The sequence below is a fragment of the Mesorhizobium sp. M1E.F.Ca.ET.063.01.1.1 genome (assembly GCF_003998155.1).
Taxonomy (GTDB): domain Bacteria; phylum Pseudomonadota; class Alphaproteobacteria; order Rhizobiales; family Rhizobiaceae; genus Mesorhizobium.
Genome location: NZ_RZSC01000015.1, coordinates 1 through 24948 on the forward strand (window position 1 = coordinate 1; position 24948 = coordinate 24948).

Below are 24948 nucleotides of genomic sequence, written 5' to 3' on the forward strand. Positions count from 1 at the left end.
GTCCAGATGAGATCAAATATTTTTCGGGCGTTCGCACCATGCGCATGAAGCGTCGATTGCCAGTCGCTGCATCCCGTTAGAAACAATGTCGACGCAGCAGTTGCTCCTCTCAGGCCCTGTCCCGCACCCTTTTCCGAAAGGGTGGCGACAAAATTTCTGGATGAGATCTGAATTCTATGTGCAAAGGCGGGGAGGATTGAGGATCGTCTCCGCTTCCGACGGCAGATTAACGAGCTCATGCACCTTGCCATGACGAATCTACCATCAAGCCGAGAACATAACGCGGCCGGTTGTAAAAGGATGCTCAGCACCGTCGTTTCTGGTTCGAAATCGGTGCGATGTCATGCGGCAACACCTGACGCCAAGGCATGCTTGAAAACCCAGCTAAATGAGTCCTCTGGAGGGCCGTGGACATGTGCCCATTTAAGTGAAGGGCAAGGTGAAACGACTCAACAGCGCATATCAGGGGAGATATTCGCTACGGCAACCCATTCTCAGGGATGCTAATATTTCAGCCGCCTTCAGCAAGGCGTCTGAGGGGATCAGAACGAGATCTATACTTCAAAGGAGACCATTACGGGCCGGGGGTCTTTCGGGGAACAACTCTGACTGGTAACGATTTCCCTGCTGGAACATGAGCTTTCTTTGCCCGATGCCAGAGTGGAACCAACGGGTTGAGTTCCGGATAGTAGCCGGCACAGTTCCCCTCGGGAATCGAATAGGATGTGACCCGTAAACCGCGCACGCGCCGCTCCACACCATCATCGGCATGGGTTTCGAGATCGATTTCCTGCCCCGCACTTAACCCGAAACGCTGGATGTCCGCCTCATTCATGAGCAGCACCATGCGGGTTCCGTAGATGCCGCGCAGCCTGTCGTCATAGCCGTAGACGGTGGTGTTGAACTGATCATTGGAGCGAACTGTGATCAGCGTCAGCACATTGTCACCCGAGAGATCGATATCGGGATTTGCCTCGAGCATCGACGGCAACTTGAAATTGGCTTTCTTGTTCGGTGTCTCCCACACGCGTTTCGACGCCTTGATATCACGGTGAAAGCCGCCGGGGTCGAGAAACCGCGTGTTGAAATCGCGGAAGTGTTGAGGATAGCACCGTTCGATCTCATTGCGGATACGCGAATAATCAGCAACCCATTGGTCCCATGGGATGGAACTTTTGTTCGGCACCGTCGCCTTGGCAAGTTCGGCGACGATCTTTGGCTCCGAAAGCAGGTTTGGCGACGCGGGAGGCCGCGATCCAAAGGAGCCGTGGATGCATGCGGTCGAATCTTCTATCGAGACGGTCTGGTCGCCACTTGCCTGGTGATCTCTTTCCAGCCGCGACAGGCAGGGGAGAAGATAGGTGACGGCTCCCGGGATGAGATGGCTGCGGTTGAGCTTGGTTGCGATCTCGACATGAATGCCCAGTCCACGCCAAGCCTTTTCGACCAGGCCGGTTTCCGGCACTGCGCGAACGAAATTGCCTCCCAGTCCGATGAAGCCATTCACCCATCCCCCGATAACGCCTTCGCAGGTCTCGACCGTGTCGAGGCCTTTCTCGCGCGGTGGCTCGAAGGCGTAGAACTCGGCGAATCTGTCTAAGGGAGCGAGTTCGGGTTTTTCAGTTATGCCGACAGTGCGCTGGCCTTGAACATTTGAATGGCCGCGCAGTGGCGAAATGCCGGCCCCGGGTTTGCCCATATTGCCGCGCATCAGCAGCAGGTTGCATAGCATCTGGACATTCTCGGTGCCATGCCGGTGCTGCGTCAGGCCCATGCCGTAATTTCCGATTACAGCACGGGAAAGGCTGTAGATTTTCGCGACATGCTCCAGATCGGCCTGAGCGATACCGGAGCGTCTGACGATATCGTTCCAGCTGGCGTCGCGCAGATACGATTCGAATTCGGCAAAGCCGTGGGTGTGCTCGGCGATGAAATCGACGTCCAGGACACGCTGACTTGCGCGCTCACACGCAGCATCGTCGAGCGCAAGCACCGCCTTGGCGATACCAGTCATGGCTGCGATGTCACCACCGCAACGAACCTGGAAGAAGTCGCTGGACATCTTGGTGCCAGGCCCCGGCGATAACATGTCGACAGGGTTTTGCGGATTCTTGAACCGCTTCAGACCTCGCTCGGGCAAAGGATTGAAAGTGAACACTGGCACCTGTCGTTGGCGTGCCTCCTGCAATGGATGCAGCAGCCGCGGCGCCGTGACGCCGGTGTTATGGCCGAAGAAGAACATCATGTCAGTTTTCGAGAAGTCCTCGAGTTGAACGGTCCCAACCGGGGAGCCGATCGACTCGGGCAGGCCGACCGAGGTCGATTCGTGGCACATGTTCGACGAATCCGGCAGGTTGGATGAACCGTAGATGCGCGCGAAAAGCTGATACATGAATGAGGCCTCCAGCGAGGCACGGCCGGAGGAGTAGAAGACAACCGATTTCGGATTGAGCCGCTGGAGCTCGACGGCGATCTCGCGGAATGCACTTTCCCAGGCAACCGGTTCATACTGGTCGGTGACCGGATTGTAGCGCATGGGGTCCGTCAAGCGGCCTTGCTTTTCCAAGTCCCGGTCCGGCCAATCGAGCAACTCCGCGACCTTGTGCTGCGCGAAGAAATCCGGCCCGCAGCGCAGTTTCGTCTGATCCCACATCGTGGCCTTAGCGCCGTTTTCACAGAACTCGAAAGGCCTCGGATCAGCCGGTTTCGCCCATGAGCAGGACACGCACATATAGCCGTCTGCCTTGTTCTGCTTGAGCAGCGTGCTCCATATTCCCGAGATCAACAGGCCTTCGCTGCGCGCGTGACGCGCCAGGGAACGAAGCGACCCCCAGCCCCCGGTCGGGTGTTCGTATTTCTTTATTTCGATGTGATCGGCCACGGCAGGTTTCATGGAGGGCACCTAGCAAGAGACAAAAAATAGAACCCCGCCCTCGACCGATTGTTCCCGTCGGGCCGGCCAAGCCACCGAGTCCCTTTGAGCAAACCGGACTGCCGACCGAATACTCCTTCGCCACATACAGCGCTGCGGAACATTTTCCTCAGTCATCGATTGAAACACGAGCCGGAGAATTCGGCCGGGTGTGGATCGCGTATTCAGTCTGACTCGACAAAACGCGTCGGTACGGTCGCGAGATTCAATTGTCGCGTGGTAAGAAGATGGGATTGTTCTCTGTCAGCAAGAGCAATCAGGGTGCCAGCAACTCGGCTATTCCTAGTGTAAACACCACAAAATTCAGCTACTCTATACTTAATTTACTGTGCTTTGTCCTGATGCCGGCTGTGTTATCGGCATGCTCCTCATCGGAAGACCAGATTGGCAGCCAATTGAGAACTGCGGCTTCCGCCGCAGAAACGGCATCGATGGCCCTGGACGCCTGGCTCGCGGGGGCGGCTCCTCAAAATTATACGTCACGCACGCTGCAATCGATCAGCCGGAAGCTCTCCGATGCCGAAACCCAAATCCAATCAGCCGATTCACCTGAGGTCTCCGAGCGAGCCAGACTGATCACGGCCATCAGCCGCCTGGCGGCCGCGGTAGCGAACGCAGAGGTGGGATTACAGGACAACAACCCCGCGAAAGTGGAGCGAGCGCAGCGGGATGTGCGAAACGCTATTGCCGCCCTGGCCGCCACCTATACCAAATCCTTTAGCCCGCACCCATGAAGAAGGTCCTCGAAATATCGTTGGGTGTTGTCACCAGCGTTGGTGGTTTTCTCGAAGTCGGTTCACTGACGACAGCCGTTCAAGCCGGTGCAGCATTCCATTTCCAGCTGATCTGGGCGATCGTTCTGGGGACGATCTGCATCATCTTCCTCGTCGAGATGGCAGGCCGCTTCGCTGCCGTGAGCCATCATACCATCGCCGATGGGATTCGGGAGCGATTTGGCTTCAACGCCTTCCTCTGGCCGCTTCTGGCGGTCCTTCTGGTCAATCTCCTGGTCATGTCGGCTGAGATCGGCGGCGTTGCCATTGCGCTCGAACTTGCCACCGGAATCGGCTTCCAATGGTGGGCGCTTCTGGTGGCATTGCTGGCCTGGGTGTTTCTCTGGAAAGGCACGTTCGGCTTTATCGAAAAAGGCGTTTCGATTCTCGGGCTGGTCACACTGTGTTTTGTAGTCGGCGCGGTGATGCTTAAGCCCGGTTGGGGTCAGGTCGCGGCGGGCGCTATTCCCACTGTGCCAAACCATGACGCGGCCAATTACTGGTTCATGGCCGTCAGCATTCTTGGGGCGTCAATTTCGCCTTATCTATTCATGTTTTACTCCTCGGGAGCGATCGAGGACCGGTGGGACGAAAGCTATCTCGGGGCCAATCGCGCCATTGCGGCGATGGGTATGAGCTTTGGCGGCACGATTTCCGTCAGCGTGCTGATCGTCGCCGCGCTTGTGCTTTCCCCACACGGCATAGACCAGGTGGACGACTACCATCAGTTGCCGCTGATCCTGATCCCGATATTCGGCTTCTGGGGCTTTGTCCTGTTCATTGCTTCGCTCGGTATAGCTTGCTTCGGTGCTGTGCTCGAAGTTGGACTGCAGCAGGCCTATCTCATGGCCCAAGGTTTCGGCTGGACATGGGGCGAGGACCAGAAACCGCGCGACAATCCTGGCTTCAGCACGGTTTACACGGTGGCGTTGTTTCTCAGCGCCCTACCGATTGCGGCCGGCCTTGACCCGCTGAAGCTCACGATCTTCTCAATGGCGCTGACGGCTGCCAGCCTGCCTCTCAGCGTGATTCCCTTCCTCTTCCTGATGAACGACAAGCGCTATGTCGGCAAGCATCGCAATGGGATGGTCTCGAATGCCGCGGTCATCTTTGTTATTGCGCTTGGCTTCGTGCTGGCGATTGTGGCGATCCCCTTGCAAATATTCGGAGGCACGTGATGGATCTGGTCCGCGACATTTTGGACAAGCAAGTGATCGACCGCGAGCAGGTCAAGATCGGCAAGGTCGATGGCCTGGTGGCGGAACTGAGGCCAGGCAAGCCACCAAGGATCGTTGCGATCGAACTAGGATCGATTGCGCTGGCACGCCGGCTAGGTGCACGGCCCGGACGCTGGATGGCGGGACTGTCGGCAAGGCTGGGCGGCAAACGCCACGGCGAGCCGCATCGGATCGCCTGGAACAAGGTGCGCGACATCGGCATCGATATCGAGTTCGACATCGACGTCCGCGAGACGGCAATCTTCGATTGGCAAAACTGGTTGCGCGACCACGTCGTCGGCCGCATCCCGGGAGCAGGCTGATGGCCACAACCATCAATCTCGAGCGGCTGGTTGGCCGATGCGTGTTATCGCCACGCGGGAAAAGCATCGGCTACATCGAGGAGATTCTCGCCGAAAAGGACGGGCACGATCTCGTCATTACCGAATTCCATATCGGCATCTACGCCGCATTCGAGCGACTTTCCGCTTCCGCGATAGGCGCGGCAGTGCTCGATGCATTTCGGTTACGCCGTGACGGTGGCTTTTATCGAATTCCTTGGGACAAGATCGATATATCCAACCCCACGCAGCCGAGGCTTTTGTGTCCGATGGCGGACCTTGCCCGCATGAAAGGGGACATCGGACAGTCGCAAGATCAAAAGAAGTCCCGCAAAAGCCAGGCAAAGCGCTAGCGCACGAGGCTCGCCACAACGAAGACCGCCGCTGCAATAAAAACCAACGCGGCAATCACCAGCAATGGCCAGTTGCTGCCGGGCCGGGCTTCGACTTCATCCTCCATCGGTCGCATGGCATCGGCAAAGCTAGCTTCGTTCTTGAATCGCGGAGCGTTCTCTGGAGGCTTATGTCCAGCGAGGTTTGGCGCATCTGCCGCTTCTGCGTCGGTACTGAGAGGCGCGGCGGCAGGGTCAAATCCCGGAGTCTTGTCAGGCCCAGCCTGAGCATGGGCATTCTCTGCCGGCGTTTGACGTGGCGGTGTTGCCATGGACGGCTCCTTTGCAGTCAAACTTCGGTTCGGCCCCGCGGTTCCAATCTCCTGCGAATATTTGAACCCGACCCCATGGAATTGCCGGAACATGCCTTTGGCGGGGGCGTTGAATTGTCGGACGACGACCCTCGAGGGGACGAGTCTCGCTATTGAAAGATTAGCCGAATGTATCCCTTTGCTTCCTTCCATGATCTGGCCGCGGGCAGAGGCGACGGCCTTCGCCCCGAGCTTGTCCGAATGCTGAAGATACGCGCCGCGCTGGCAGGGTCAGATGTGCTGCAGCTTAACGCCAAGCGCGGGGACGGTTTCGAACAAGCGGGGCCAAATCCCGTTGGAGATATCGAAAGTGCGCTTCCGGACGGCGTTTTGCGTTATCCCGCCGACGTCAAGACGAAACATCCGTCGAAACGCCGGCGCCGATCTCGATGACGCGAAGCGGTGTCTGCTCCCGTCCACTTGTACGAATCCAGAGACCGGCCAGGAACAACGCTACTCCGCCATAAATCAGGCCAGACGGGATCCACATCACGAGGCCCGCAAGCTGCTGGTCTCCGAGGGGTACAAGACCCCACAAGCTTGAGCCGACTGCATTTTCGGAATACCAAAGCCGCGGCGAGACCACAAGCAAGGCCCCGAGCAGGCCGGTATGCAACGAGGTCAAAAAAAGATGTATGACCGCGCTGCCGCAAGCATGTCTTCGGCGCGGGTGAGGCAGCAGTGCCCACCAGAATAAAAGACCGGTGCCGAAAAAGCTGGCATGCTGCGCATAGTGCCAGAGACCGTTTTGCAATGCAGCCTCGAAAAGCGCCGGCACATGCCACACCCATATCGCGACGCCATGCAGAATGGTGGCGATTAGGGGTCGACTCATGAAGATCCAGATCGCCCCAAGCATGCGTATATGCCCGGCTGCGCGGAGCGCCTGGCGTAATCGCATGGGTAGGGCCCATATCATTGGCGCCGCTGGACATGAAGCAATTACGAGGGGCGCCGCCACCGCCATCAGCAATTCGTGTTCAATCATGTGAGCGGTGAACAGCCGCTCGCCCAATGCATGAAGCGGGCTCACCAAGGCTCCCACCAATGCGACCCAGCCGGCGGCGAACAGTAGGGCTTGCCGAAAACGCAAAGGGCGAGCGCGCCCGCTCCGTTGCCATAGCCGGATGGCGCCTACGACATAAAGCAATGCGACTGCCGCCAATGCAAAGATAATGGAAAGCGTGAACGTCCAGCCGGCATCTGGGCCGCCTGGGCCATAACAGAGCGAGGTCGAGAAGAGAGAATCGAAGCTCATCGCCTGCAGCCGTCAATGCTAGGGGGACAACCGTGAGCGCGGCGGCCGCCACGATATTTTTGTCGCAATCCGCAATGGGTCGGCGCCACTCTATGATTGGGAAGCCTGATCACCGTTCATCATCCTTGGCGCATTTGTTGAACACGCCTCAACGCGCGAAAGGCATAGAAGTGCCAAGCACAAAACACCGCCCTGGGGCGATTTCAGTCAGATCCAAACATGCAGGCTCCGCAGGGTAGGCTGCTAGCCTTGTCTGAAGGATCAAGCACGCGAACCAAGCGCCCTTGTCGACCTCGACGCCGGCAATGGCGGCGTCACCCCGGCTATCCGCTTAGCTATCGCCGAGCGCCACCAACATCGATCTGGAACTAGCAGCGCCATGTCGGGTTTTGATTGATGCGCGGTCACTGCATCGGGACCGAGTTCTTGGAGTAATGCGATGGGCGACATCGGCGCCGAACTCCGCGAAAAACAGACAATTAGGCTGGAAAAAGGGCCATTTCAGAGATATCTGCGCACAATTGGGCCCGGCGTTATTGCAGGCGCTGCAGACGATGATCCTTCGGGTATCGGCACTTACGGCCAAGCGGGTGCTCAGCTTGGGTTCAATATTGGCTGGACAATGATATTCACCTTTCCGCTCATGGCCGCGATCCAGGAGATTGCGGCGCGGATTGGCCGGACGACAGGTCGAGGTATCTCTGGAAACCTCTCTCGACACTATCCTGCAGAACTAATGTATTTTGTGGTCTCCTTGTTGTTCGTTGCCAATGTTATAAATATTGGCGCGGACCTGAGCGCGATGGCGGACGCGCTCCAATTGCTGGTGGGTGGCCCCAGTTCGCTCTACGTGGTTGGGTTCGGCTTGGCATCTATTGCTGCAATCGTCTTTCTCGACTACAGCCGGTATGTCACGGTGTTGAAATGGACGACGCTCAGCCTCTTCGCCTACGTTGTGGCCGCGTTCATGGCGCACATCCCCTGGAGAGAGGCGCTTAAAGGCATTCTCGTCCCGCACGTAGAATGGAATGGGTCCTTTTTCACCACGTTTCTTGCCATTCTGGGTACCACGATTTCCCCTTATCTTTTCTTCTGGCAGTCGTCGCAAGAGGTGGAAGAGGAGACGGTGGACCCGAAAGCCAAGCCGTTGAAATGCGCGCCATGGCAAGCATCTGGCGCCTTCCTGCGTATTCGCGCAGACACTTTGGTCGGCATGGCATTTTCGAACGTGATAGCGATCGCGATCATCGTTACAGCGGCCGCCACCTTACACAAGGCGGGAGTTACCGAGATCAATTCCTCGACCGACGCTGCCAAAGCGCTGGAGCCGGTTGCAGGCAAGTTCGCGCTTATGGTCTTCGCGACCGGCATCATTGGCACCGGACTACTTGCAGTGCCGATTCTCGCAGGTTCGGCGGCATTCGCCGTGGGTGAAGCGTGCCGATGGCCGGTGGGGCTGGAGCGACAGCCCAAGGAGGCGATTGCGTTTAATACGACATTGGCTGCGGCGGCCATGCTCGGAATGGCTATCATCTTCACACCGATCGATCCAATCAAGGCGCTGTATTGGAGTGCTGTCATCAACGGCATATGCGCGGTTCCGTTGATGGTCGTCATGATGCAAATGACTGGGCGCTCCGACGTGATGGGCGAGTTCCCTGTGCAGGGTTGGCTACGGGCTCTCGGATGGCTCGCGACCAGCACGATGGTCATTTCCGTGCTTGGCCTCGCGCTTCAATGGATAGTTTGAAATGGCGCTAACCGAGTCTCGCTTGCGCCTATGAATGCAACGTGGGGCCTGCTCGAGGCTCACTGCATGTTCGTTTGCTGCAGGGGGGTAGGACCGCCGCCACACGGTCGCGACGGCGGTCTCCCCACGATGCTTGACCGTCTCGGATTCCGCACAGCAGGTTTGGTTTCTCCTCCCGTGACGGGGCAAACCGCTGTTGCCTGGCATACAAGCAACTTCCCTCCGTTTTCCGCGTTGGAACATCCGAGGGCACCTTTAAGGTTCGGAGAATCCCATGATCGTGTCCAGTGCCAGCGCGCTCGAAATCGAGTCAAGCCAGCCCACGCAACCGCATCAGTGCGGCACAGCAGCCTCCGATCTTTCCAATGAGCTAAATAGAGACCGTCGATGCCAGCCCTCGGAGTGACGCCCGGCCTTTCAACAGGAGTCAAACATGAGACATCAAACACTAAATCAGCTACAAGCAATTGCCGACGTTAACTCGCTGGCGCCAACATCAACTATGACCAGAACGCAACGGATTGAGCGCTGGGCAGATCTTCTTGATGAACGTCCCGTGCGAATCCTCGGAATGCTGACCGGCACCGAATATTTGCCAGCGGAGGCCCGAGAACTAGCACGGGCAGATGGTTCCCCCATTACCGTTGCATTCGAAGATCCTTTGCTGCGTGCTGCAGGTCTCAAAAATGACACTTATGGAGAAGCCAAGCGCTTCTTCGAACTGAGCGACTGGCAACTGCATGACATAGTCTGTAGTTGCCATGCTGGTACCCTGACAGAAGGCAAATCTGCCGCCGCGACGGTCCGGCGGAGCCTCAACGGGCGCAGATTTCTTGTTTGGCTGAGATATGTGCTCATGCACTGAGGGTGTCGCTGGATACGACATGTCGGCGTTGTCGGGCCAAGGTCGGTTGAACCCTCTTTTGAAATAGGCGGGGTAAAACTCACTGATGCGAGGATCAGCGCGCGAACAACGGCAATCGCCACAACGGCGGTTCTTAATAGCAAGCCTGTAGCAGACTCGCGCGATAGGACCGGTCACTGAGATGCGCGGCCGGTCAATCGTTGCTCGCCACGGAATTTGGCCCCTGTCGTCCGTTCGCAGGGGAACTGTTCTTCCCTCCGCCGGTTATTTGAATCTCACCCAGCGGAGATGCGAGCCATGGACCACACAAACCACGTAAGGCTAACAAACGCCGAACTCACCCCGGACATCCTCGAAGGCGCAGCCATCTATGGGCCCCAGGACGAGAAGATCGGCTCTGTCGATCATGTCCACGGTAGCCAGGTCGTCATCGATGTCGGCGGCTTTCTCGGGATTGGCGCCAAGCCTGTTGCCGTTGCCGTAAACCAGCTCGACTTCATGCGCGACGAAGACGGTAACGTCCACGCTGTGACCTCGTGGACGAAGGACCAGCTCAAGGACATGCCGGAACACCGCGATTAGGAGGTCAATATGACTACCCCGCGCCACGGTGCTCCAGGCACCACCGAACAGAAACCGCGCTGGGAGGGCCCGCCGGAAAACCGGCCTCCGGGCTATCTGCCAGCCAAAGACGATCCAGACGAAGATCGCGATGCCGCCGGCGAAAACCTCAAGGACCCTGACAAACGCGATCTCGGAGATGCGCTGAAAACGAAACGAAACAAATAGGAGGCATGCATGCCACGCGGAGACAAGTCGAAATACACCGACAAGCAGGAACGCAAGGCCGATCATATCGCCGAAGGTTACGAGAAGCGCGGTATTTCGGAAAAGGAGGCCGAGCGGCGCGCCTGGGCGACCGTCAACAAGGACGATGGCGGTGGCAAAAAGGAAGGCGGCTCCGGCAGGGGCAAGCACACCGGAAATCCAGCCGCTCATAAGGGCGGAAGGAAGGGTGGCGCCGCCTCAGCCAATCGCTCGGCTTCCGAACGCTCGGCGTCAGCAAAGAAGGCGGCGAGAACAAGAGCGCATCAATGACGATCATGCTTCCCGCTGACGCCACCGCACTCGGAACGCAGCGTCTTCGACGATCTGAAAAGCCCCGGATACGACAAGGATCTCCTTGAGATCGCGGAACTCCTGATCGACAATAGCCGCCCAGAAACGTGCCGGGTGCCAATCCCTTTTCGTGGAGCGTGAAGCCACGCTTGAGCGCTTCGAAAACCAATAGCTTCATCGCGTTTGAGTTTTGGCCCGCGTCCACATTCTGCATTCGACCGGCACATAAGGAAAGCCCGTCGCCTATTGTGGGGAACGTTGGCGACGGGCTTTTGCTGCTTGAGGCGGCCACATCCTGAAGAAAAATCGACCGCTTGGTGGATCAATTCACAGGAGCGTTCTCGGTTCCATTTAATGAGTCGAATTTTCAACTGAGACACGCCGCGTCGGATGCTGAGATCGGGCGTCAGGGACATCCCGAAAAGCAGACGGTCGAGCCGCAACCGCAGCTTCGACTATTCCCTGGCGTGAGCGAAAAAGCGAATTGCCGGCCAACCGGCGATCGTCTCCCGCAGTTTGCTGAAAAGCTTTCCATCTTCGTTGGTGGCGGCCCGGACCTGCACGGCAACCCAGCTGGCTTTCATGGTGGCGCCGACATGACAATGGCAAACAATGGCATGCAACTGCCATTCCGATAGTTCGAAAAAACGCCTCGCCTCGCCATAGGTGTCCCCCTTCAAACCCTGCGCGCGCAAGATTGGATCAGCGAAAGCGATGCTAAGCGGAGATTCGGTACATTGTGCTTTGTCTCGTACATCCAGCCTCATGTACTCGGTGCCGGGCAGTGCTCCCAGGCACCGGTCGGGATCGCGCTCGAGAAGTGCAGCCCAGTGTTCCAATCGCTGGCTCCGCGTCATCGCCGGGCATGCTGCATCGATCTCCGCGACTGCATTTAGTTCTTCGCGTGTTTGGTGTCTCATGGCCGTCTCCTGTTCGTGAGCCGCTCTGCCTGCTGCAAAGCGCGCCACAGGTAGGAGTAGCCCAGTTCGTCCCTATGGCGCTCGAACCTCCATTTCATCGGAAAGTTCCCCGCCACAAAAAATTTGTTCCAGAGGAGCCCTAAGTGAAGCCATTTCATCCTGGCAGCCGCAGTCCCTAGCGGCGCCGTCTTCGTCGGCGAACACGGCAGTTGGAACCGCCATCGCTTCAACGTCTACGGCGTCGTCTTTTTCAGCGAGGGTCACCCGAACGGGATGGCGAGGGACGTGGTGACCAGCTTCCTCGACGACAAGGGCGAGGCGCGAGGTCGTCCGGTCGGTGTCGCCGTCAGAAGTTCGGTGCTGGCGGTGAGTCCACGACCTGGCGTAGACCACAGTCGCAGCGCAGGCCGAAGCCGGCAACCTGCCGGTTGGCAAAGGCCCTGGAAATCGCGGCTGACCGCTTCGGCTCCTTCGTCACGGGTCTCAATACCGGTTGATAGCGGAATCCTTCGGAAAGTTGTGGCCCGCCGAAAAGATCGCTTTGGGCGGCGGGCGCCGCAAGCATTGTACTAAACCTCGTCGAACTGGTTCCCTTCCTTTGACGGGTCTCGTGACAGCTCGCACTCCTCTTCCTCGTCGGGCAGGGCTTTGTCACTGTTCTGGTGGCGTTGTCGTCGTCTTCTTCGGGAAGCGTTCCTTCTGTTTCCCAAACCGCGACGACGCTGTCTGGAAGCACCTTGCTGCCTTCCAGGACGTCCCAGTCGTGGTGTTCGATGGTCGGGGCCTACCTCGCCCTGCTGCAGGGATCTTTGCTTGTTACGCGGTTCTATAAAAGTCTCCGACGATTGATGATTCGTGCGGTTAGCTCGATGGATGAATCCGCCCACCCGGCCGGTTCTTTCGTCCTCTGATCGGGGACGGTGGAACGGCAAGGCTTCGACCGACTTATGGTAGGGAAGTCGGGGATTCCATGCAGCGTAAACTCGATCTCAGAAGCGGCACTCCTGTCTGGTCTGCCTACCGATCGCCGTCCGTGCCCATGGGCCGCCTAGCCCGCGACGTGAAAGCCGACGTGCTGATCGTCGGCATGGGGATCAGCGGCGCTATGATGGCCGAAGCGCTGACGCGTGATGCGCTTTCCGTCATCTGCATCGACAGGCGTGGGCCTTTGCAAGGATCGACGGCCGCGACAACTGCATTGGTACAGTTCGAAATCGATCAGCCGCTGACGAAGCTGTCGAAGATGATCGGCGGCGCTGCTGCCCAGCAGGCATGGCGGCGTTCGCGGCTTGCTGTGATCAACCTTGAAGGGCGGATAGCGGAACTCTGCATCCGCTGCAGCCAGGTGAGCACCCAGTCACTTTACCTGGCTGGCACTACGCTCGGTCCAACGGACCTGCGCAAGGAAGCTGAGGCACGTCGGCGAGCCGGTATCGGCGCATCGTTTCTAATCCGTGCACGGTTGCGGGATGAATTCGGCATTGATCGTGGCGGCGCCATTCTCAGCCACGACAATCTGGCGCTTGATCCGCGAAAGCTTACTGCCGGTCTGCTGCTGGCCGCGCTCAACAGAAAGGCGCGCTTGTACGCTCCAGCCGAGGCGATGGCGATCGAGCACAATCGCCTTGGCGTAGCCGTAGTCACGCGCCAGGGGCCCACAATCACAGCTCGCCATCTCATTCTGACGACCGGCTATGAGCTGCTCGATGTCGTGCCGGCCGTCAGCCACAAAATCATTTCGACATGGGCGATCGCGACCCGGCAACAACCAGGAAAGATTTGGCCAGGCGCTGCTATGATCTGGGAAGCCTCCGACCCGTATCTCTATGTCCGTGCGACGGACGATGGGCGTGTGATTTGCGGCGGCGAGGACGAGGATTTCACTGATGAAGAGCGCCGCAACGCACTAACGGACAAAAAGGCAGCGCAGCTCTCGAAGAAGCTCAAGCGGATTTTCCCGTTGCTCGACACCAAGGCGGAGTTCGCCTGGAGCGGATCGTTCGGCGCGATAGGCACCGGGCTGCCGATCATCGGTGCATTACCCGACCATCCTCGCATACATGCGGTGATGGGCTATGGCGGCAATGGCATCCTCTTTTCACAGATCGCTTCTGAGGTCGTCTCGGCGTCGATCAAGGGCGGAGAAGATACGGATGCGGACCTGTTCGCGTTCAAGGCTTAATTCCGGGATCACTGCCGACGCAATCACCGCCGCATTGGCGAGGGGCCTTTGATCGCGGTCTCGTCGATTTGTTCGAATGTGCACTGGCGAGGCGCCTTGTCCGGCCGCCACCGTAAGAGCTTGGTTCCGTGCCGGAAGCGCTCGCCAGTGATGTGGTCGAAGCGAACCTCGACGACCAACTCCGGCTGCACAGGTTCCCATTGCCCGCTGCGATCGGTGCTCCAGCGGCTCGGACCGCCCGGCGCCTTGCCGGTGAAACCTGGCTCGCCGCGCAACGCCTCGAGCTTCTCCGTTATCGCCGCACGCTCGTCATTGCCGATAGTCGCGGTGAAACCGACATGGTCAAGTAAACCGCGCTCATTATAGAGGCCAAGTAGCAGCGACCCGACCTGCCGCTTGCTGTTCAGGTAGCGAAACCCGCCCACCACGCAGTCGGCGGTGCGCAGCCGCTTGACCTTGACCATCGCGCGCTCACCCGGCTGATAGCGCTCGGCCAGCGCCTTGGCGACGACACCATCGGTCGAGCCATGACCAGCGCCTTGCAGCCATCGTTTTGCAGTCGCCAGAGCCGTAGTGGCGGGCGATAGTCGCAAAGAGTTCTTGTCTGCTTTCACCACGAAATCCTCGATTGCTGCTCTCCGCTCCACCAAGTCTTTCTCTATGAGGATCTTGCCGTCCGATGCGACGAGCATATCGAACAGGATCAGTTGCGCTGGCGTTTCCAAGCTCAGCTTGCGGATTCGACTTTGCGCAGGATGCAGTCGCATCTGCAGCGCATCGAACGAAGCATGCCCGTCGACCTCAATCACGATCTCGCCATCGACGACGAAATTTTCCGCGTCGAGGTCACCCAACAGCGCTGTCAATTCCGGGAAATACCGGCCCAGCGGCTTGCCGGATTTTGCCCTGAGATCCACGACCTTGCTGCCCTTGAAGGCGAGGCAACGAAAGCCATCCCATTTCGGCTCATACTGCCAAGATCCATTCCCTTCCGGCAGCGCATCGGCTGTCCGCGCCTCCATTGGAGGCGTGTCGAGAGGCAGAGGGAACCGGTTGCCGGACGCCTTTACCACCGCTCTTCGGTGTGGTGATGCGGCAGGTCGATGCCGAAGGCTGGGCTTGCCGTCGCCAGAAAGGCAGGCATCAATTGGGGAACTCTTCATCCAGGACTCGCAAACCCTCCTGGTATTTTGATGTCGCGGCTCCAGTCTGGCGCGCCTGCCGGAGATTGTCGACAAGGTCTGCCCGCTTGACCGGGAGTGCCAACGGATTGGCAGCTGCCCTACGTATGAAAGCGAGATCGTCTTCGTCGGATCTTCTGGTGAGCGCATCTACAGCCGACACGATCGATGGTCCGAGGCCGATCCTTTCGAGGCGATCGCGATTCCAGCCGTCGCCCTTCTCCAGAACATCACGCAGGTAGGCAACAGCCTTCTGATCAACCGTTTCGACGGCGTCCGCAACCCGGCGGCAATGTTCGATGAAGGGTTGTCCGGTCTTGTCTGTCTGACCAGCGTGAGCCTGTTCGGCGATTTTTGCCGCACGATAAAGCACGCTCATAGCTTCGATCCTGCATTTGCCTCTTGCATCTAACCGAGAATATGGCCGCCGGTTCCATACGCTGCACGGCTCGCATTTCCTTCCGAGGGAGAGCTGTCATCGCCGTTGCAGGAACGAAGCCCGGTGCATCGCGTTTGTCGGCAGAGCAGGACCGAAATGGGTAACCGCTATGGTCAAGGTTGAACGCCGGCGGCTAGCCGCCGCTCTGATTGCGCGCGCGACGGCGTCCTGATGTCTGCGCCCGGACTGGCCTACGGTCCGTTGGGTGACAGGTGCATGCATCTTTGCGTCGACATGCAGCGCCTCTTTGCCGAACCATCGCCTTGGGCGACGCCTTGGATCACCCGTGTCTTGCCGCGGGTCGAAAGTCTTGTCGAACGACGCGCCGCCCAGACCGTATTTACCCGTTTCCTCCCAGCTCGCAAACCAGGCCAAGGCATCGGTACCTGGAAGCGCTACTATCAACGTTGGGCGTCAATGACCCTGGGGGAGATTGGCTTCGAAATGGCCGATCTTCTGCCGTCGCTGGCGCACCACTGTCCACCCGCAGCCATTATTGACAAGCACGTCTACTCGCCTTGGTTCGAGGGCAAGCTCACGAGTCTTCTGACGGAGAGGAAAACTGACACGTTGGTGATCACCGGCGGCGAGACCGACGTATGTGTGCTCGCCACCGTATTGGGAGCGATCGACTTCGGCTTCCGTGTGGTGCTGGTAACCGACGCGCTGTGTAGCTCGTCCGACGCCACCCATGATGCACTGCTGACGGTCTATCACCAGCGGTTTGCACAGCAGGTCGAAACGGTGGAAATGGAGACGATCCTGTCAAGCTGGACTTGATGCAAAAGTCGAGATTCCGCCTCCCGGGCTGATTGCGAAACATTTTGACACGTCAATGCTTCGCGACCGCACGTGTCGACGGAGCGCAAAGGCGCTTGGAGTGTCTAGACGGCCCCGTGACTGTTGAAATCCAGTTGTCCGGTGCCGCTAAGCGCCTGCGGCGACCCGGTTGAGGACTACAAATCTCAAAACACGTCGCGTGAACCGTCCGGGTTCGGTTCGCCTAGTTCTCGCTACAGGCGACCGAGGAAAACCAGGATAATGATGATCAGCAATACCAATCCCAAACCTCCGCCCCCATAGTAACCGGTGCCGTAAAACGGACTGCCACCGAGGCTGCTGAAGCCGCCAATCAATAGAAGAATCAGTATAACTATCAAAATTGTGCCGAGACTCATGGGACTCTCTCTCTCTGTTTGCGCGCCCGTGCATCCTGAGCGCACTGCTTCACTGTTGATCAGAATATTAACTCAATGCGCGGTTGTGGGTGGCGCCATTTTCAATAGTCGCCGCCGAGCTGCTTTTGCACGCGCTTGCCCGGCCCGGATGCGGCTGCAAAGCGCAAGACTGACCGCGAGCCCGTGGTTGTCGTCGAGCATGGCCTTTGCCTGCTTAAGGGAGAGTTCGGCTCGCTTCGCGCGCAACCTTGCGACTGCCATTTCCAGGCTCAAAAGTTCAACCATCATGTATCCTCGTTGCTAGGCCTTCGATTAGAAAACCCTCACTTTCCGCTTAGGTTCCGCTTGCCGCGAGGGGGCGCATGTACGGCATCCCTCATAGCGTGCGGGATTGGATGGTTCCGAAAGTGACCACGACACCAAACGGGATTTAGAAGGGCGCTGTTTGTCCAGTCGACAGCACCGCTTCGTTTCAACAGCACCGGCGCCAGCCTGACGGGGGATCAGGCCCCGTGTCGAGCGCACTAGGAACTGTTTCCCCGTTCTCCAGTTTGGAAACTGAAGGGACATTTCCCCAAACAGGAGATCAGCATGAAACGGCTTCTTATCGCGTCAGCCATGATGGCGTTGTCCGCCGGCCTTGCTTTCGCGCAGTCGAGCAACTCGACGAGCGGATCCTCGTCCGCTACGACAACAATGCCGACCGACCAGAATACGGATTCAACAACCACCAAGTCGACCAATCCGAATTCGGCGAAGGACTGCGCGCCCGGCCAGCAGACCGGCAGTGCGAAGCAAGCAGCGCCCGGCCAGCAGGACACCGACGCCAAGACGGTGGCGCCGGGCCAGATGAAAACGACGACAGAAGGTTGCTAACAGCGCTTTGTCGATTGCTTGAACAAACGCACTCGAGACGCGTTGAAGTAAACTCTGGCCACTCCCGCTGGCTCCGGCCGGCGGGCTTTCTTCTTGTTCGGAACAAGCAAATCGGATGGCTGTTGGTTTCTTAGCAGTGCGCGGGTGCCTAGGAGCGCGCTGCCTCGGGTCGCCTCTTGACGGCCCGAGAGCCCGACCGGTCCCTCAAACGGGCGGACTCGCCCACATTTAATCGAGGCGTTTGGCACATGTACTGAAAGAAAGACCGCCGGGCTGGGAACTCCAATCCTAGCCCGGCGAAGTTCCTGATCCCCATCAGGACACCGGTGGAGGAATACCTCTTCAGCGCAATACCGGTGCCAACATTCTGATCCCGACGTGGGACAGGCGAGCGCTCCGTTTCGGGGCCGTCTGGAAACAAAGGCTGGCGCGATCGCTTTGGCGTCATGCCCTCCACCTCGATTAGCAAAACTGCCTATGACCGGGAGAGCAGAACCTTGCCCGTGTGGTTTGTGGCCACTGGCAAGCGATACGACTTTGAAGGTGTCCCGACGACGACTTTTGCGGCGCTGGATGCCTTGCCCCTGAAGCGGGAACGGCCGGCTGGCCAGCTCAGGAAAGCCGCCGGACCGACCGGCGCGGCGAGATTTATAAAACCGCGCGCGGTTGGCCGGATTTTTATTAACGCTCGCCAAACATTCCGTCATGCGAACGAAGGACCCTTCATAGATGATCACCGAAGTGCCATTTTTGGACGGATCCTGGCATTCATCTTGCAGCGCCATCCTTTTTCGGGAGGCTGATGCGATGGCTCTTTCACCTGAACTGTTCGACCAAGACATGATCCTTAATTGCCCAATCTGCAATCGGGCGATGGTCAGGAAGGGTTACTGGATCAAGAGCGTCAAGGCATTCACCTGCGACGGATGCCATAACGAGATGCGGCTTACCTACGGGCAGAAAATTGCAATCTTCGAGCGACACCGGCAGGCGGCTGCCAAGCGCTAGCGGCCCTGCAATGCTGGCGGTAGGCCGATATGCGAAGCATGTGAACGAAGGACGCTGGCGCCCTCGGAATTCGCGGTTCTACCTATAGCTAGCCAAACTCCGCCTCGAGGTTCTGCTACAATCCCGAATGGCCGTCCGAATGGTAGTTGTCCTGGCGCTTCTTTTCGCCTTCGCATACGGATTCGCGAAACTCGTGGAACGCTATGGCGGCGTTGGCGATCGGCCCCCGCCGTGTGAGCAATTGGCTGATTGCCCCAGCCCGAACGCGCCGCATCCAGAGCCCGAATCTAAGCCGAGTTAGCAGCCGGCCCTTAGCGGACGTCGTGGACTCTGAAACAAAAGCCGGGTCGGATCGTTTGCAATGCGCCAGACCACGGTTGCGCCATGCCATCTACCTCGATCAGCAAAACGGAATACGACCCGGCCAACAGAATTCTTTCGGTGTGGTTCGTGGCCAGCGGCAAACGCTACGCGTTTGAGGGTGTGCCACCGGAGACCGTCGCGGCATTCCGAGCAGCCTTCGCCAAGGGCCGCTTTTTCAACCGCCACATCCGCAATCACTTCCGGCATCGTCGAATTTCAGGCGATGAAGATCCCTGATGCACGGGTCGCGACACCCACTAGGCGTCCATCCCCAGCGGCTTGTGGCTCGGTTGCTCGTGCCAGATGGCCTGCCGTAGATCGCGCCGGTCAACCTGTGACCAAAAACCGGGCACTTGTTGAAATGATCGGCTTCACTGCCCATTTCCCTTCCGTGCCGCGTTCCGATGATCGGTGGGTCAAGCTGCGAAAGGTTCGTCATGTTGCATTGTCCGAGAGAGGCGTCTTCTGCTTCGGCGGAACGTAGCGTGTTACAAGCCTGACGGTGTCAGCATTCACGGTGACTGGTATGCCCAGATTCACCGTGACCCTGCCTTCGTCGACGTGGGTGACATCGCCCACCAGTTCGATCGGCTGTCCCTTAGTCACCTTCGATGTTCGGTCAACAACGGAATGCGGCTGCCCGTAGGATGGGATCGATACGCTCACCCGATCTTCCGTGACCCGCTTGCGAACAGTTGCGATGATGGCGACCTCGTCGCCGACGTGGATGCTGTTCTTCGCCATGGACATGAGTCTGGCGCGGGCGGCCGCTTCGTCAAGCAGATGCTAATATTTTCGCATGTACATGGAACAGACCTCCGCGATTGCTGGTTGTAGCTGGCAGCGGTCATGTCCGCTCCTGGGTCGCTAGAGAAGCTCGTCGCCGTATGTCCGGCGACGGGATTTTATTAGCTAAGACTAAAATTAGTAGTGCCAGTTTGAAAACCGGCGCATAATGGATGTCTGCCCCGCGATCCGGGGTAAGGGGCCCGGCCTGTACGTCCCCTAGTCAACCCCGACTCCCCGACAGGCCGGGTACCGTTGGCTCCCAGCTCCTTGGGCGGCCAGTTACGGCGCTTGTCATCTGGCAAGCGATGAGGAATAAAATCCTCGCCGGTGCGGTGACCTCATTTCGGAGATCGCCTTGACGATGCAAGAAGCAAGGCACTGGCATGTCGGTCGATTGCCTACCTGTAGGCGGAAGGCTGTTGTTGAATCGCCGAACTGGTGAGGCGACTCAAAGCGGACCAACCTTGCGTGCATTGGGATCGGCCCGGCACGGCTGGCGGGGTAGGCCAGCACACGCCGGACCTGACCAGCAAAGGCTCGCATCGCACCGGCTGAGGTGGAGGTTATCAGCCGCCGCCAATCTATCCGCCATACAAACGAAGGATACTTTAGCGCGAGAGTACGTAGATGGTGAGGGAATCACATTGACATTTGCAGCTGCGCTTTCTGGCTTTGCACATATCGATTATGCAACATCTGCGCATCTTCAGAGCCGTAAGCCGAGCCGCCGAGTGAATGCTGCACCTTCGACGCCCATCCGTCAAAGATGAATCGCAATATATTATTCCAATGCGCCCCTTATCGATGGCTTTGAGACTAAGGGCGAGAAGCCAGACTTCAGTCGCAACGCGAAGAGATTGGCCACAGGATCGACCGACGTCATCAGTTAGTTGACCAACCAACCCGCCATCGATCCTGCGCCCCAAAAGAAATGGAACCGACCACGCACCTCGGGCCTTTGCCTCTGAACGGACGCAGGAAGGAGCCTCATCATGAACCATCACGAAAACAGTGTCCTGGAAGCTGGCTGGCTCTTGGCGGTCCCGTTTTCGCTAGCCGTTGCCGTGTTGGTCGCAGGATTGGTGTTGAGCTAGTGAATAACACCAAGGACGCGCCCGCACACACCTAACCTAACAACGCTCGCCGGCCGTCAAAAAACCCGGGGTCGCGCCTCTGCCGCGGTGCAGAATCAAGGCGGCCGCTACCGCCGCGCTTTCCGCCATGCCGCCGCGGCATCAGCCTCGCTACAAAATCAGCGCTCGCTACTACCCGTGGAAATCGCTATCCGGTCGTGACTCCTGACGCCGACTTTTCTCAAACAGGGCAAGCTTGGCCGCATAGCCAAGCCGCAACCTGGTCCTGCAGGCATCGCATCTGAACAGGCTCACTGCCTTGAACCATGAACCCTTCTTCACAATCGGATGATTGCAAATCGGGCACTCGAACGTAACGGGGACGTCGCGCAACTCATCGGATATTGGCAATGCACCGCCTCACCATTCATCGCAGATGGATGCCCACCACGAACGCAGGAAGATGGCAGGCACCCATGAACTGACGATGAAGGGACCTTTTCGCCAGCACCCGTTCAAACGAGACTTCGAAGGAGATGTTTCATCCTTCGGACCAAAAAGGTGATACATAAGACATTCGTCTCACATACAAGGGACAAGAGCCCAAAGACCGAAAATTGAAGGAACTGGTCGGGAGCGCAACTTGTAGTTAGTGCCTGCTGCGCACTTCGCCAGGCTGCGCATCTAGGGTCATTGCACCAACCCAGCCGGTTGCGAACACAGCGGAGCCGATGTCTTCAGTTCGTCTGAAATTGCGTTGCTGCGCCGCGTATTCGACAGGTTGAAAGGTGAGCATCAATCTCTGGAGCGACGGGAAGCGCTCGCCTCCCAATCGTATCGCCCTCAAGGCACGGACAGATGGCCGTCGCATGCCGGAATCGCTCGCCACGGCAACGGCTCGCGGCTACGCGCGACCGTCACATGCAGCGATAGGGCGCGCCATGGAACCTAGTGCCCCTTCGCCGACTTATGACTAAGGCGGGGGCGCGACCCACGAGTGCCATGGCCGACGTTCGAAACCGTATTTCATCTGCCCGCGAGAACGAGACGAGCTCGCCGAAAGGGGAGGCGCGTAACCGCTTCATCATTGTCATCGGCGCGTCGGCGGGCGGAGTCGAACCGCTGAAGAGGATCGTCGGCGACCTGCCCGCCGATCTGCCGGCAGCCGTGTTCGTCGTGCTGCATGTCGGCCAGGTCAGCTACCTGCCGGAAATCCTTGACCGCGCGGGTACGCTGAAGGCTTTGGTGGCCAAGAACGGCGCGACCTTCAGGACCGGCAATATCTATGTGGCGCCACCCGGCTTCCACCTCCTTCTGCATGGCGATCACATGATGCTGCGGCGGGGCCCGCGCGAAAACCTCGCCCGGCCAGCGATAGACCCGCTGTTCCGCTCGGCGGCGCTGAGCTACGGCGCCAGCGTCATCGGCGTGCTGCTCTCCGGTTCGCTCGCCGACGGCACCGCCGGCTTGAGGGCCATCAAGGCTGTCGGAGGGCTTACGGTCGTCCAGCACCCGAAGGACACGCTGGTTCCTTCCATGGTGGAGAGCGCGCTGCACTATGTCGAGGTCGATCATTGCCTGCCGGCCGCGAAGCTTGGCGGCTTGCTGGCGAACCTGGCCGCCGAACCAGCCGGTGAAACCCTCCCGGCGCCACCGGGGGTGAGGCTGGAAGCGGCGATCGCCGCTCAGGAGCATTCGACCATGAAAAATGAAGATCGACTTGGCGAACTGTCGGTGTTTACATGCCCGGAATGCCACGGGCCGCTGTGGGAGATCGAAGACGGTGACATGCTGCGCTATCGGTGCCATACCGGGCACGCCTTTACCGCCGACGCGGTGATGGAAGCGCAGGCGATCGAGGCCGACGAGATCTTATGGAGCCTGCTGCGATCGCACCAGCAGCGGGCAGAGTTTGCCCGGCGCATGGCCGAGCGACAAAAGACGCAGCATCGCTCCGAACTCGCCAGCGAGTTTGGCAAGCGAGCCAAGGAATACGAAGCGGATGCCGCTCTGATCGAGCGTATTCTCGAAAGCAGGCGGGTGCAGGCAACAGACAATGGCGCAGGCGGCGAGGAAGGCAAGCACACGCAAAGCAAGGGCTAGCTTACGCGAGGCCGAGAAAGAGCCCGCGCCCTTCCCCATCATCGGCATCGGAGCGTCGGCGGGCGGCATCGGAGCACTGCAGACATTCTTTCCGGAAGTTCCGGTCGACAGCGGCTTTGCCTATGTCGTGATCCAGCATCTCGACGCCGAGCATGAAAGCGTGCTCGCCAGCATCATCCAGCGCTCAACCGCAATCGAGACGCAGACTGCGGCCGAGGGCCTGGAGATCGAGCCGAACCACATCTACGTGACCCCTCCCGGCGTCTCGGTGACCATCGAGAACCAGCGTTTTCACGTGGTCAGAATGACCACCACGCGCGCCAGACGCACGCCGATCGACGATTTCTTCACCTCGCTGGCGCAGGACCAGGCGGAGAATGCGGCCGGGATCATTCTTTCCGGAACGGGCAGCGACGGCACCATCGGCCTGAGGGCGATCAAGGAGCGCGACGGGCTGACGCTGGCGCAGGAAAGCGCCGAATATGACGGCATGATGCGCAGCGCCGTCCAGAGCGGCCTCGTCGACATGGTGCTTCCCGCGGAAGAAATGGCCGCGAAGCTGGTCGGCTATTTCAGCCATGCCAACCGCACCGAAAGCGAGCGCGACCGCCGCAAGCGCGAGGTGGCCGAACAGCTTTCGCGCATCGCGGCGCTGCTTCGCACACGCACCGGCCACGATTTCAGCGGCTACAAGGACAATACCATCCTGCGGCGCATCCAGCGCCGCATGCAGGTGCTGCAGATCGACGATCCGACCACCTTCTACGAGCGGCTTCGCGAAGAACCGCAGCAGGTCGACCTTCTGTTCCAGGATCTGCTGATCGGCGTGACCAGCTTCTTCCGCGACACACAGGCCTTCGAATCGCTCGAACGCTTCGTCATCCCCAAACTTTTCGAGGATCGCAAGCCGGACGAGACGATCAGGGTTTGGGTTCCGGGCTGCGCCACCGGCGAGGAAGCCTATTCGATCGCCATGCTTTTGAAGGAGAGCGCGCCGCGCGGAGCTGCCTCCCCCAACCTTCAGATCTTTGCCACCGACATCGACGAGCGCGCGCTGGAAGTTGCGCGCGCCGGCCGCTATCCGGCGACGATCGCGACCGACGTGACGCCGAAGCGGCTGAAGGAATTCTTCTCGCGCGAGGACGGCACCTATCGCGTTTCCGCCGAATTGCGGGAAGTCTGCCTGTTTTCGGCGCACAATCTGTTGCGCGACCCGCCCTTTTCCAAGCTCGACCTGATCGCCTGCCGGAACCTCTTGATCTACATGGGACCGGAACTGCAGGAGAAGATCGTCCCGATCTTCCACTACGCGCTGCGCAACAACGGCTATCTCTTTCTTGGTTCCTCGGAAAACGTCACGCGCCACGCGCGCCTGTTCTCGACCATCGACAAGGCGAGCCGCATCTTCCAGAAGCGTGGCGGGGTCGCGATGCAGCGGCTGCCGGAGTTCCCGCTGGCTGCCGCTGCCAGGCAGGCGCCCCCTCTTGCGCGCCGGGGGGCCACGGCGGCAACCTTGCCAGAGGTTGCGGAACGGGTTCTCGTCGAACGCTATGCGCCCGCCTATGTGGTCATCAACGCCGACGGCGAGGTGATGCACAGCTCGGGAGGCACGGGCAAATATCTGGAGCTCGCGGCCGGCGCTCCCGATCACAACGTCTTCTCCATGGCGCGGCGCGGGCTGCGCATGGATCTGAGGGCGGCGCTCCACAAGGCGGTCAGCACCGGACACGTAGCCGTCCAGAACAAGATCAGCATCGGCACCAATGGCGGACGCCAGACGATCAGCCTCGCGGTGCAGCCGCTCCCTGGTTTCCCGCAGCTCCTTTTCGAGCTGGCTGACATTGGCGCTTTCGACGTCGTCGGTGGTGTGGACGGGCT

The 24948-nt window shown here is 59.1% G+C and carries 27 protein-coding genes; 17 read left to right on the top strand and 10 right to left on the bottom strand.

Features of this window, described 5'->3' with window-relative positions; all coding sequences use genetic code 11:
* Positions 1–574 precede the first annotated feature (574 nt).
* A complete protein-coding gene (locus EOA29_RS03090; RefSeq protein WP_127220195.1) occupies positions 575–2893 on the bottom strand; it encodes an FdhF/YdeP family oxidoreductase in 2319 nt (772 codons plus the stop codon).
* A 272-nt stretch (positions 2894–3165) separates the two neighbouring features.
* Between EOA29_RS03090 and EOA29_RS03095 the strand changes: the two genes are divergently transcribed.
* From EOA29_RS03095 to EOA29_RS03110, 4 genes are read left to right on the top strand one after another with little or no spacing between them, the layout of a single operon-like run.
* A complete protein-coding gene (locus tag EOA29_RS03095) occupies positions 3166–3666 on the top strand; it encodes a hypothetical protein (protein WP_245468384.1) in 501 nt (166 codons plus the stop codon).
* Positions 3663–4883, top strand: a complete 1221-nt coding sequence (locus EOA29_RS03100) for a divalent metal cation transporter (RefSeq protein ID WP_126090118.1) — start codon at positions 3663–3665, stop codon at positions 4881–4883. Before EOA29_RS03095 ends, EOA29_RS03100 begins: the two co-directional genes overlap by 4 nt.
* Entirely contained in the window at positions 4883–5245 is a 363-nt protein-coding gene (locus tag EOA29_RS03105) for a hypothetical protein (RefSeq protein WP_126090117.1), read from the top strand. The genes EOA29_RS03100 and EOA29_RS03105 overlap by 1 nt, the downstream gene beginning before the upstream one ends.
* Positions 5245–5616, top strand: a complete 372-nt coding sequence (locus EOA29_RS03110; protein ID WP_126090116.1) for a hypothetical protein — start codon at positions 5245–5247, stop codon at positions 5614–5616. Before EOA29_RS03105 ends, EOA29_RS03110 begins: the two co-directional genes overlap by 1 nt.
* On the opposite strand, the gene EOA29_RS03115 is transcribed toward EOA29_RS03110, so the two are convergent.
* Positions 5613–5927 (bottom strand): hypothetical protein, encoded by a 315-nt coding sequence (locus EOA29_RS03115; protein WP_127220196.1) that lies wholly within the window; start codon positions 5925–5927, stop codon positions 5613–5615. The two genes, EOA29_RS03110 and EOA29_RS03115, sit on opposite strands and share 4 nt — an antisense overlap.
* Before the next feature lie 388 nt (positions 5928–6315).
* A complete protein-coding gene (locus EOA29_RS03120; protein WP_127220197.1) occupies positions 6316–7224 on the bottom strand; it encodes a cytochrome c oxidase assembly protein in 909 nt (302 codons plus the stop codon).
* Between the two features lie 439 nt (positions 7225–7663).
* Between EOA29_RS03120 and EOA29_RS03125 the strand changes: the two genes are divergently transcribed.
* The 5 genes from EOA29_RS03125 (at position 7664) to EOA29_RS03145 (ending at position 10937) form a co-directional block, all read left to right on the top strand.
* A complete protein-coding gene (locus EOA29_RS03125; protein WP_126090114.1) occupies positions 7664–8974 on the top strand; it encodes a divalent metal cation transporter in 1311 nt (436 codons plus the stop codon).
* 433 nt (positions 8975–9407) lie between these two features.
* Positions 9408–9839, top strand: coding sequence for a hypothetical protein (locus tag EOA29_RS03130; protein WP_127220198.1), 432 nt, complete (start codon positions 9408–9410; stop codon positions 9837–9839).
* Positions 9840–10136: 297 nt separating this feature from the next.
* A complete protein-coding gene (locus tag EOA29_RS03135; protein WP_126090112.1) occupies positions 10137–10421 on the top strand; it encodes a PRC-barrel domain containing protein in 285 nt (94 codons plus the stop codon).
* Between the two features lie 9 nt (positions 10422–10430).
* Positions 10431–10628 (top strand): hypothetical protein, encoded by a 198-nt coding sequence (locus EOA29_RS03140; RefSeq protein WP_126090111.1) that lies wholly within the window; start codon positions 10431–10433, stop codon positions 10626–10628.
* A 9-nt stretch (positions 10629–10637) separates the two neighbouring features.
* Complete coding sequence (locus EOA29_RS03145; RefSeq protein ID WP_126090110.1) at positions 10638–10937, top strand: plasmid stabilization protein; 300 nt, start codon at positions 10638–10640, stop codon at positions 10935–10937.
* 476 nt (positions 10938–11413) lie between these two features.
* Here the strand turns inward: EOA29_RS03145 and EOA29_RS03150 are convergent, their stop codons facing one another.
* Positions 11414–11878 carry a hypothetical protein gene (locus EOA29_RS03150; protein WP_126090109.1) on the bottom strand — a complete coding sequence of 155 codons (465 nt, stop codon included), beginning with the start codon at positions 11876–11878 and terminating at the stop codon, positions 11414–11416.
* A 346-nt stretch (positions 11879–12224) separates the two neighbouring features.
* The gene (locus EOA29_RS43975) at positions 12225–12443 is read right to left on the bottom strand and encodes a hypothetical protein (RefSeq protein WP_189478802.1); all 219 of its coding nucleotides are present in this window, start codon (positions 12441–12443) and stop codon (positions 12225–12227) included.
* A gap of 405 nt (positions 12444–12848) precedes the next feature.
* On the opposite strand from EOA29_RS43975, the gene EOA29_RS03160 reads away from it, so the two are divergent.
* Positions 12849–14060 (top strand): FAD-binding oxidoreductase, encoded by a 1212-nt coding sequence (locus tag EOA29_RS03160; protein WP_126090108.1) that lies wholly within the window; start codon positions 12849–12851, stop codon positions 14058–14060.
* 23 nt (positions 14061–14083) lie between these two features.
* On the opposite strand, the gene EOA29_RS03165 is transcribed toward EOA29_RS03160, so the two are convergent.
* On the bottom strand, positions 14084–15133 hold the full coding sequence (locus tag EOA29_RS03165) for an ATP-dependent DNA ligase (RefSeq protein WP_281059661.1): 1050 nt from the start codon (positions 15131–15133) through the stop codon (positions 14084–14086).
* Between the two features lie 70 nt (positions 15134–15203).
* Positions 15204–15620, bottom strand: coding sequence for an HD domain-containing protein (locus tag EOA29_RS03170; RefSeq protein WP_126090106.1), 417 nt, complete (start codon positions 15618–15620; stop codon positions 15204–15206).
* A 231-nt stretch (positions 15621–15851) separates the two neighbouring features.
* On the opposite strand from EOA29_RS03170, the gene EOA29_RS03175 reads away from it, so the two are divergent.
* The gene (locus EOA29_RS03175; RefSeq protein WP_126090105.1) at positions 15852–16460 is read left to right on the top strand and encodes an isochorismatase family cysteine hydrolase; all 609 of its coding nucleotides are present in this window, start codon (positions 15852–15854) and stop codon (positions 16458–16460) included.
* Between the two features lie 233 nt (positions 16461–16693).
* Here EOA29_RS03175 and EOA29_RS03180 read toward each other — a convergent pair whose 3' ends face one another.
* On the bottom strand, positions 16694–16858 hold the full coding sequence (locus EOA29_RS03180) for a DUF3309 family protein (protein WP_126090104.1): 165 nt from the start codon (positions 16856–16858) through the stop codon (positions 16694–16696).
* Between the two features lie 72 nt (positions 16859–16930).
* On the bottom strand, positions 16931–17143 hold the full coding sequence (locus EOA29_RS03185; protein WP_126095627.1) for a hypothetical protein: 213 nt from the start codon (positions 17141–17143) through the stop codon (positions 16931–16933).
* Positions 17144–17449: 306 nt separating this feature from the next.
* On the opposite strand from EOA29_RS03185, the gene EOA29_RS03190 reads away from it, so the two are divergent.
* The 4 genes from EOA29_RS03190 to EOA29_RS03205 all read left to right on the top strand — a co-directional run bounded on the left by EOA29_RS03190 (position 17450) and on the right by EOA29_RS03205 (position 19342).
* A complete protein-coding gene (locus tag EOA29_RS03190) occupies positions 17450–17734 on the top strand; it encodes a hypothetical protein (RefSeq protein WP_127220199.1) in 285 nt (94 codons plus the stop codon).
* A gap of 446 nt (positions 17735–18180) precedes the next feature.
* Positions 18181–18537: a KTSC domain-containing protein gene (locus EOA29_RS03195; protein WP_126090102.1), complete on the top strand. Its 357-nt coding sequence runs from the start codon at positions 18181–18183 to the stop codon at positions 18535–18537.
* A complete protein-coding gene (locus tag EOA29_RS03200) occupies positions 18464–18742 on the top strand; it encodes a hypothetical protein (protein WP_127298265.1) in 279 nt (92 codons plus the stop codon). Before EOA29_RS03195 ends, EOA29_RS03200 begins: the two co-directional genes overlap by 74 nt.
* Positions 18743–19126: 384 nt before the next feature.
* Positions 19127–19342, top strand: coding sequence for a KTSC domain-containing protein (locus tag EOA29_RS03205; protein WP_127220201.1), 216 nt, complete (start codon positions 19127–19129; stop codon positions 19340–19342).
* A gap of 198 nt (positions 19343–19540) precedes the next feature.
* On the opposite strand, the gene EOA29_RS03215 is transcribed toward EOA29_RS03205, so the two are convergent.
* Positions 19541–19849 carry a hypothetical protein gene (locus EOA29_RS03215; RefSeq protein WP_126090099.1) on the bottom strand — a complete coding sequence of 103 codons (309 nt, stop codon included), beginning with the start codon at positions 19847–19849 and terminating at the stop codon, positions 19541–19543.
* Positions 19850–21969: 2120 nt separating this feature from the next.
* On the opposite strand from EOA29_RS03215, the gene EOA29_RS03225 reads away from it, so the two are divergent.
* Both EOA29_RS03225 and EOA29_RS03230 read left to right on the top strand, forming a co-directional pair.
* Complete coding sequence (locus EOA29_RS03225; protein WP_126095626.1) at positions 21970–23070, top strand: chemotaxis protein CheB; 1101 nt, start codon at positions 21970–21972, stop codon at positions 23068–23070.
* Positions 23024–24948, top strand: a 1925-nt coding sequence (locus EOA29_RS03230) for a CheR family methyltransferase (RefSeq protein ID WP_281061032.1), incomplete at its 3' end; no start/stop codon positions are given. The genes EOA29_RS03225 and EOA29_RS03230, both read left to right, overlap by 47 nt.

Bases quoted from the DNA above. Each gene is read 5' to 3' on its own strand.
- EOA29_RS03145 (WP_126090110.1), top strand. From the start codon at position 10,638: ATGCCACGCGGAGACAAGTCGAAATACACCGACAAGCAGGAACGCAAG.
- EOA29_RS03185 (WP_126095627.1), bottom strand. From the start codon at position 17,143: ATGGTTGAACTTTTGAGCCTGGAAATGGCAGTCGCAAGGTTGCGCGCG.
- EOA29_RS03110 (WP_126090116.1), top strand. From the start codon at position 5,245: ATGGCCACAACCATCAATCTCGAGCGGCTGGTTGGCCGATGCGTGTTA.
- EOA29_RS03125 (WP_126090114.1), top strand. From the start codon at position 7,664: ATGGGCGACATCGGCGCCGAACTCCGCGAAAAACAGACAATTAGGCTG.
- EOA29_RS03215 (WP_126090099.1), bottom strand. From the start codon at position 19,849: ATGGCGAAGAACAGCATCCACGTCGGCGACGAGGTCGCCATCATCGCA.
- EOA29_RS03180 (WP_126090104.1), bottom strand. From the start codon at position 16,858: ATGAGTCTCGGCACAATTTTGATAGTTATACTGATTCTTCTATTGATT.
- EOA29_RS43975 (WP_189478802.1), bottom strand. From the start codon at position 12,443: ATGCTTGCGGCGCCCGCCGCCCAAAGCGATCTTTTCGGCGGGCCACAA.
- EOA29_RS03105 (WP_126090117.1), top strand. From the start codon at position 4,883: ATGGATCTGGTCCGCGACATTTTGGACAAGCAAGTGATCGACCGCGAG.
- EOA29_RS03205 (WP_127220201.1), top strand. From the start codon at position 19,127: ATGCCATCTACCTCGATCAGCAAAACGGAATACGACCCGGCCAACAGA.
- EOA29_RS03150 (WP_126090109.1), bottom strand. From the start codon at position 11,878: ATGAGACACCAAACACGCGAAGAACTAAATGCAGTCGCGGAGATCGAT.
- EOA29_RS03160 (WP_126090108.1), top strand. From the start codon at position 12,849: ATGCAGCGTAAACTCGATCTCAGAAGCGGCACTCCTGTCTGGTCTGCC.
- EOA29_RS03135 (WP_126090112.1), top strand. From the start codon at position 10,137: ATGGACCACACAAACCACGTAAGGCTAACAAACGCCGAACTCACCCCG.
- EOA29_RS03115 (WP_127220196.1), bottom strand. From the start codon at position 5,927: ATGGCAACACCGCCACGTCAAACGCCGGCAGAGAATGCCCATGCTCAG.
- EOA29_RS03120 (WP_127220197.1), bottom strand. From the start codon at position 7,224: ATGAGCTTCGATTCTCTCTTCTCGACCTCGCTCTGTTATGGCCCAGGC.
- EOA29_RS03090 (WP_127220195.1), bottom strand. From the start codon at position 2,893: ATGAAACCTGCCGTGGCCGATCACATCGAAATAAAGAAATACGAACAC.
- EOA29_RS03170 (WP_126090106.1), bottom strand. From the start codon at position 15,620: ATGAGCGTGCTTTATCGTGCGGCAAAAATCGCCGAACAGGCTCACGCT.
- EOA29_RS03175 (WP_126090105.1), top strand. From the start codon at position 15,852: ATGTCTGCGCCCGGACTGGCCTACGGTCCGTTGGGTGACAGGTGCATG.
- EOA29_RS03225 (WP_126095626.1), top strand. From the start codon at position 21,970: ATGGCCGACGTTCGAAACCGTATTTCATCTGCCCGCGAGAACGAGACG.
- EOA29_RS03130 (WP_127220198.1), top strand. From the start codon at position 9,408: ATGAGACATCAAACACTAAATCAGCTACAAGCAATTGCCGACGTTAAC.
- EOA29_RS03200 (WP_127298265.1), top strand. From the start codon at position 18,464: ATGATCACCGAAGTGCCATTTTTGGACGGATCCTGGCATTCATCTTGC.
- EOA29_RS03190 (WP_127220199.1), top strand. From the start codon at position 17,450: ATGAAACGGCTTCTTATCGCGTCAGCCATGATGGCGTTGTCCGCCGGC.
- EOA29_RS03195 (WP_126090102.1), top strand. From the start codon at position 18,181: ATGCCCTCCACCTCGATTAGCAAAACTGCCTATGACCGGGAGAGCAGA.
- EOA29_RS03140 (WP_126090111.1), top strand. From the start codon at position 10,431: ATGACTACCCCGCGCCACGGTGCTCCAGGCACCACCGAACAGAAACCG.
- EOA29_RS03100 (WP_126090118.1), top strand. From the start codon at position 3,663: ATGAAGAAGGTCCTCGAAATATCGTTGGGTGTTGTCACCAGCGTTGGT.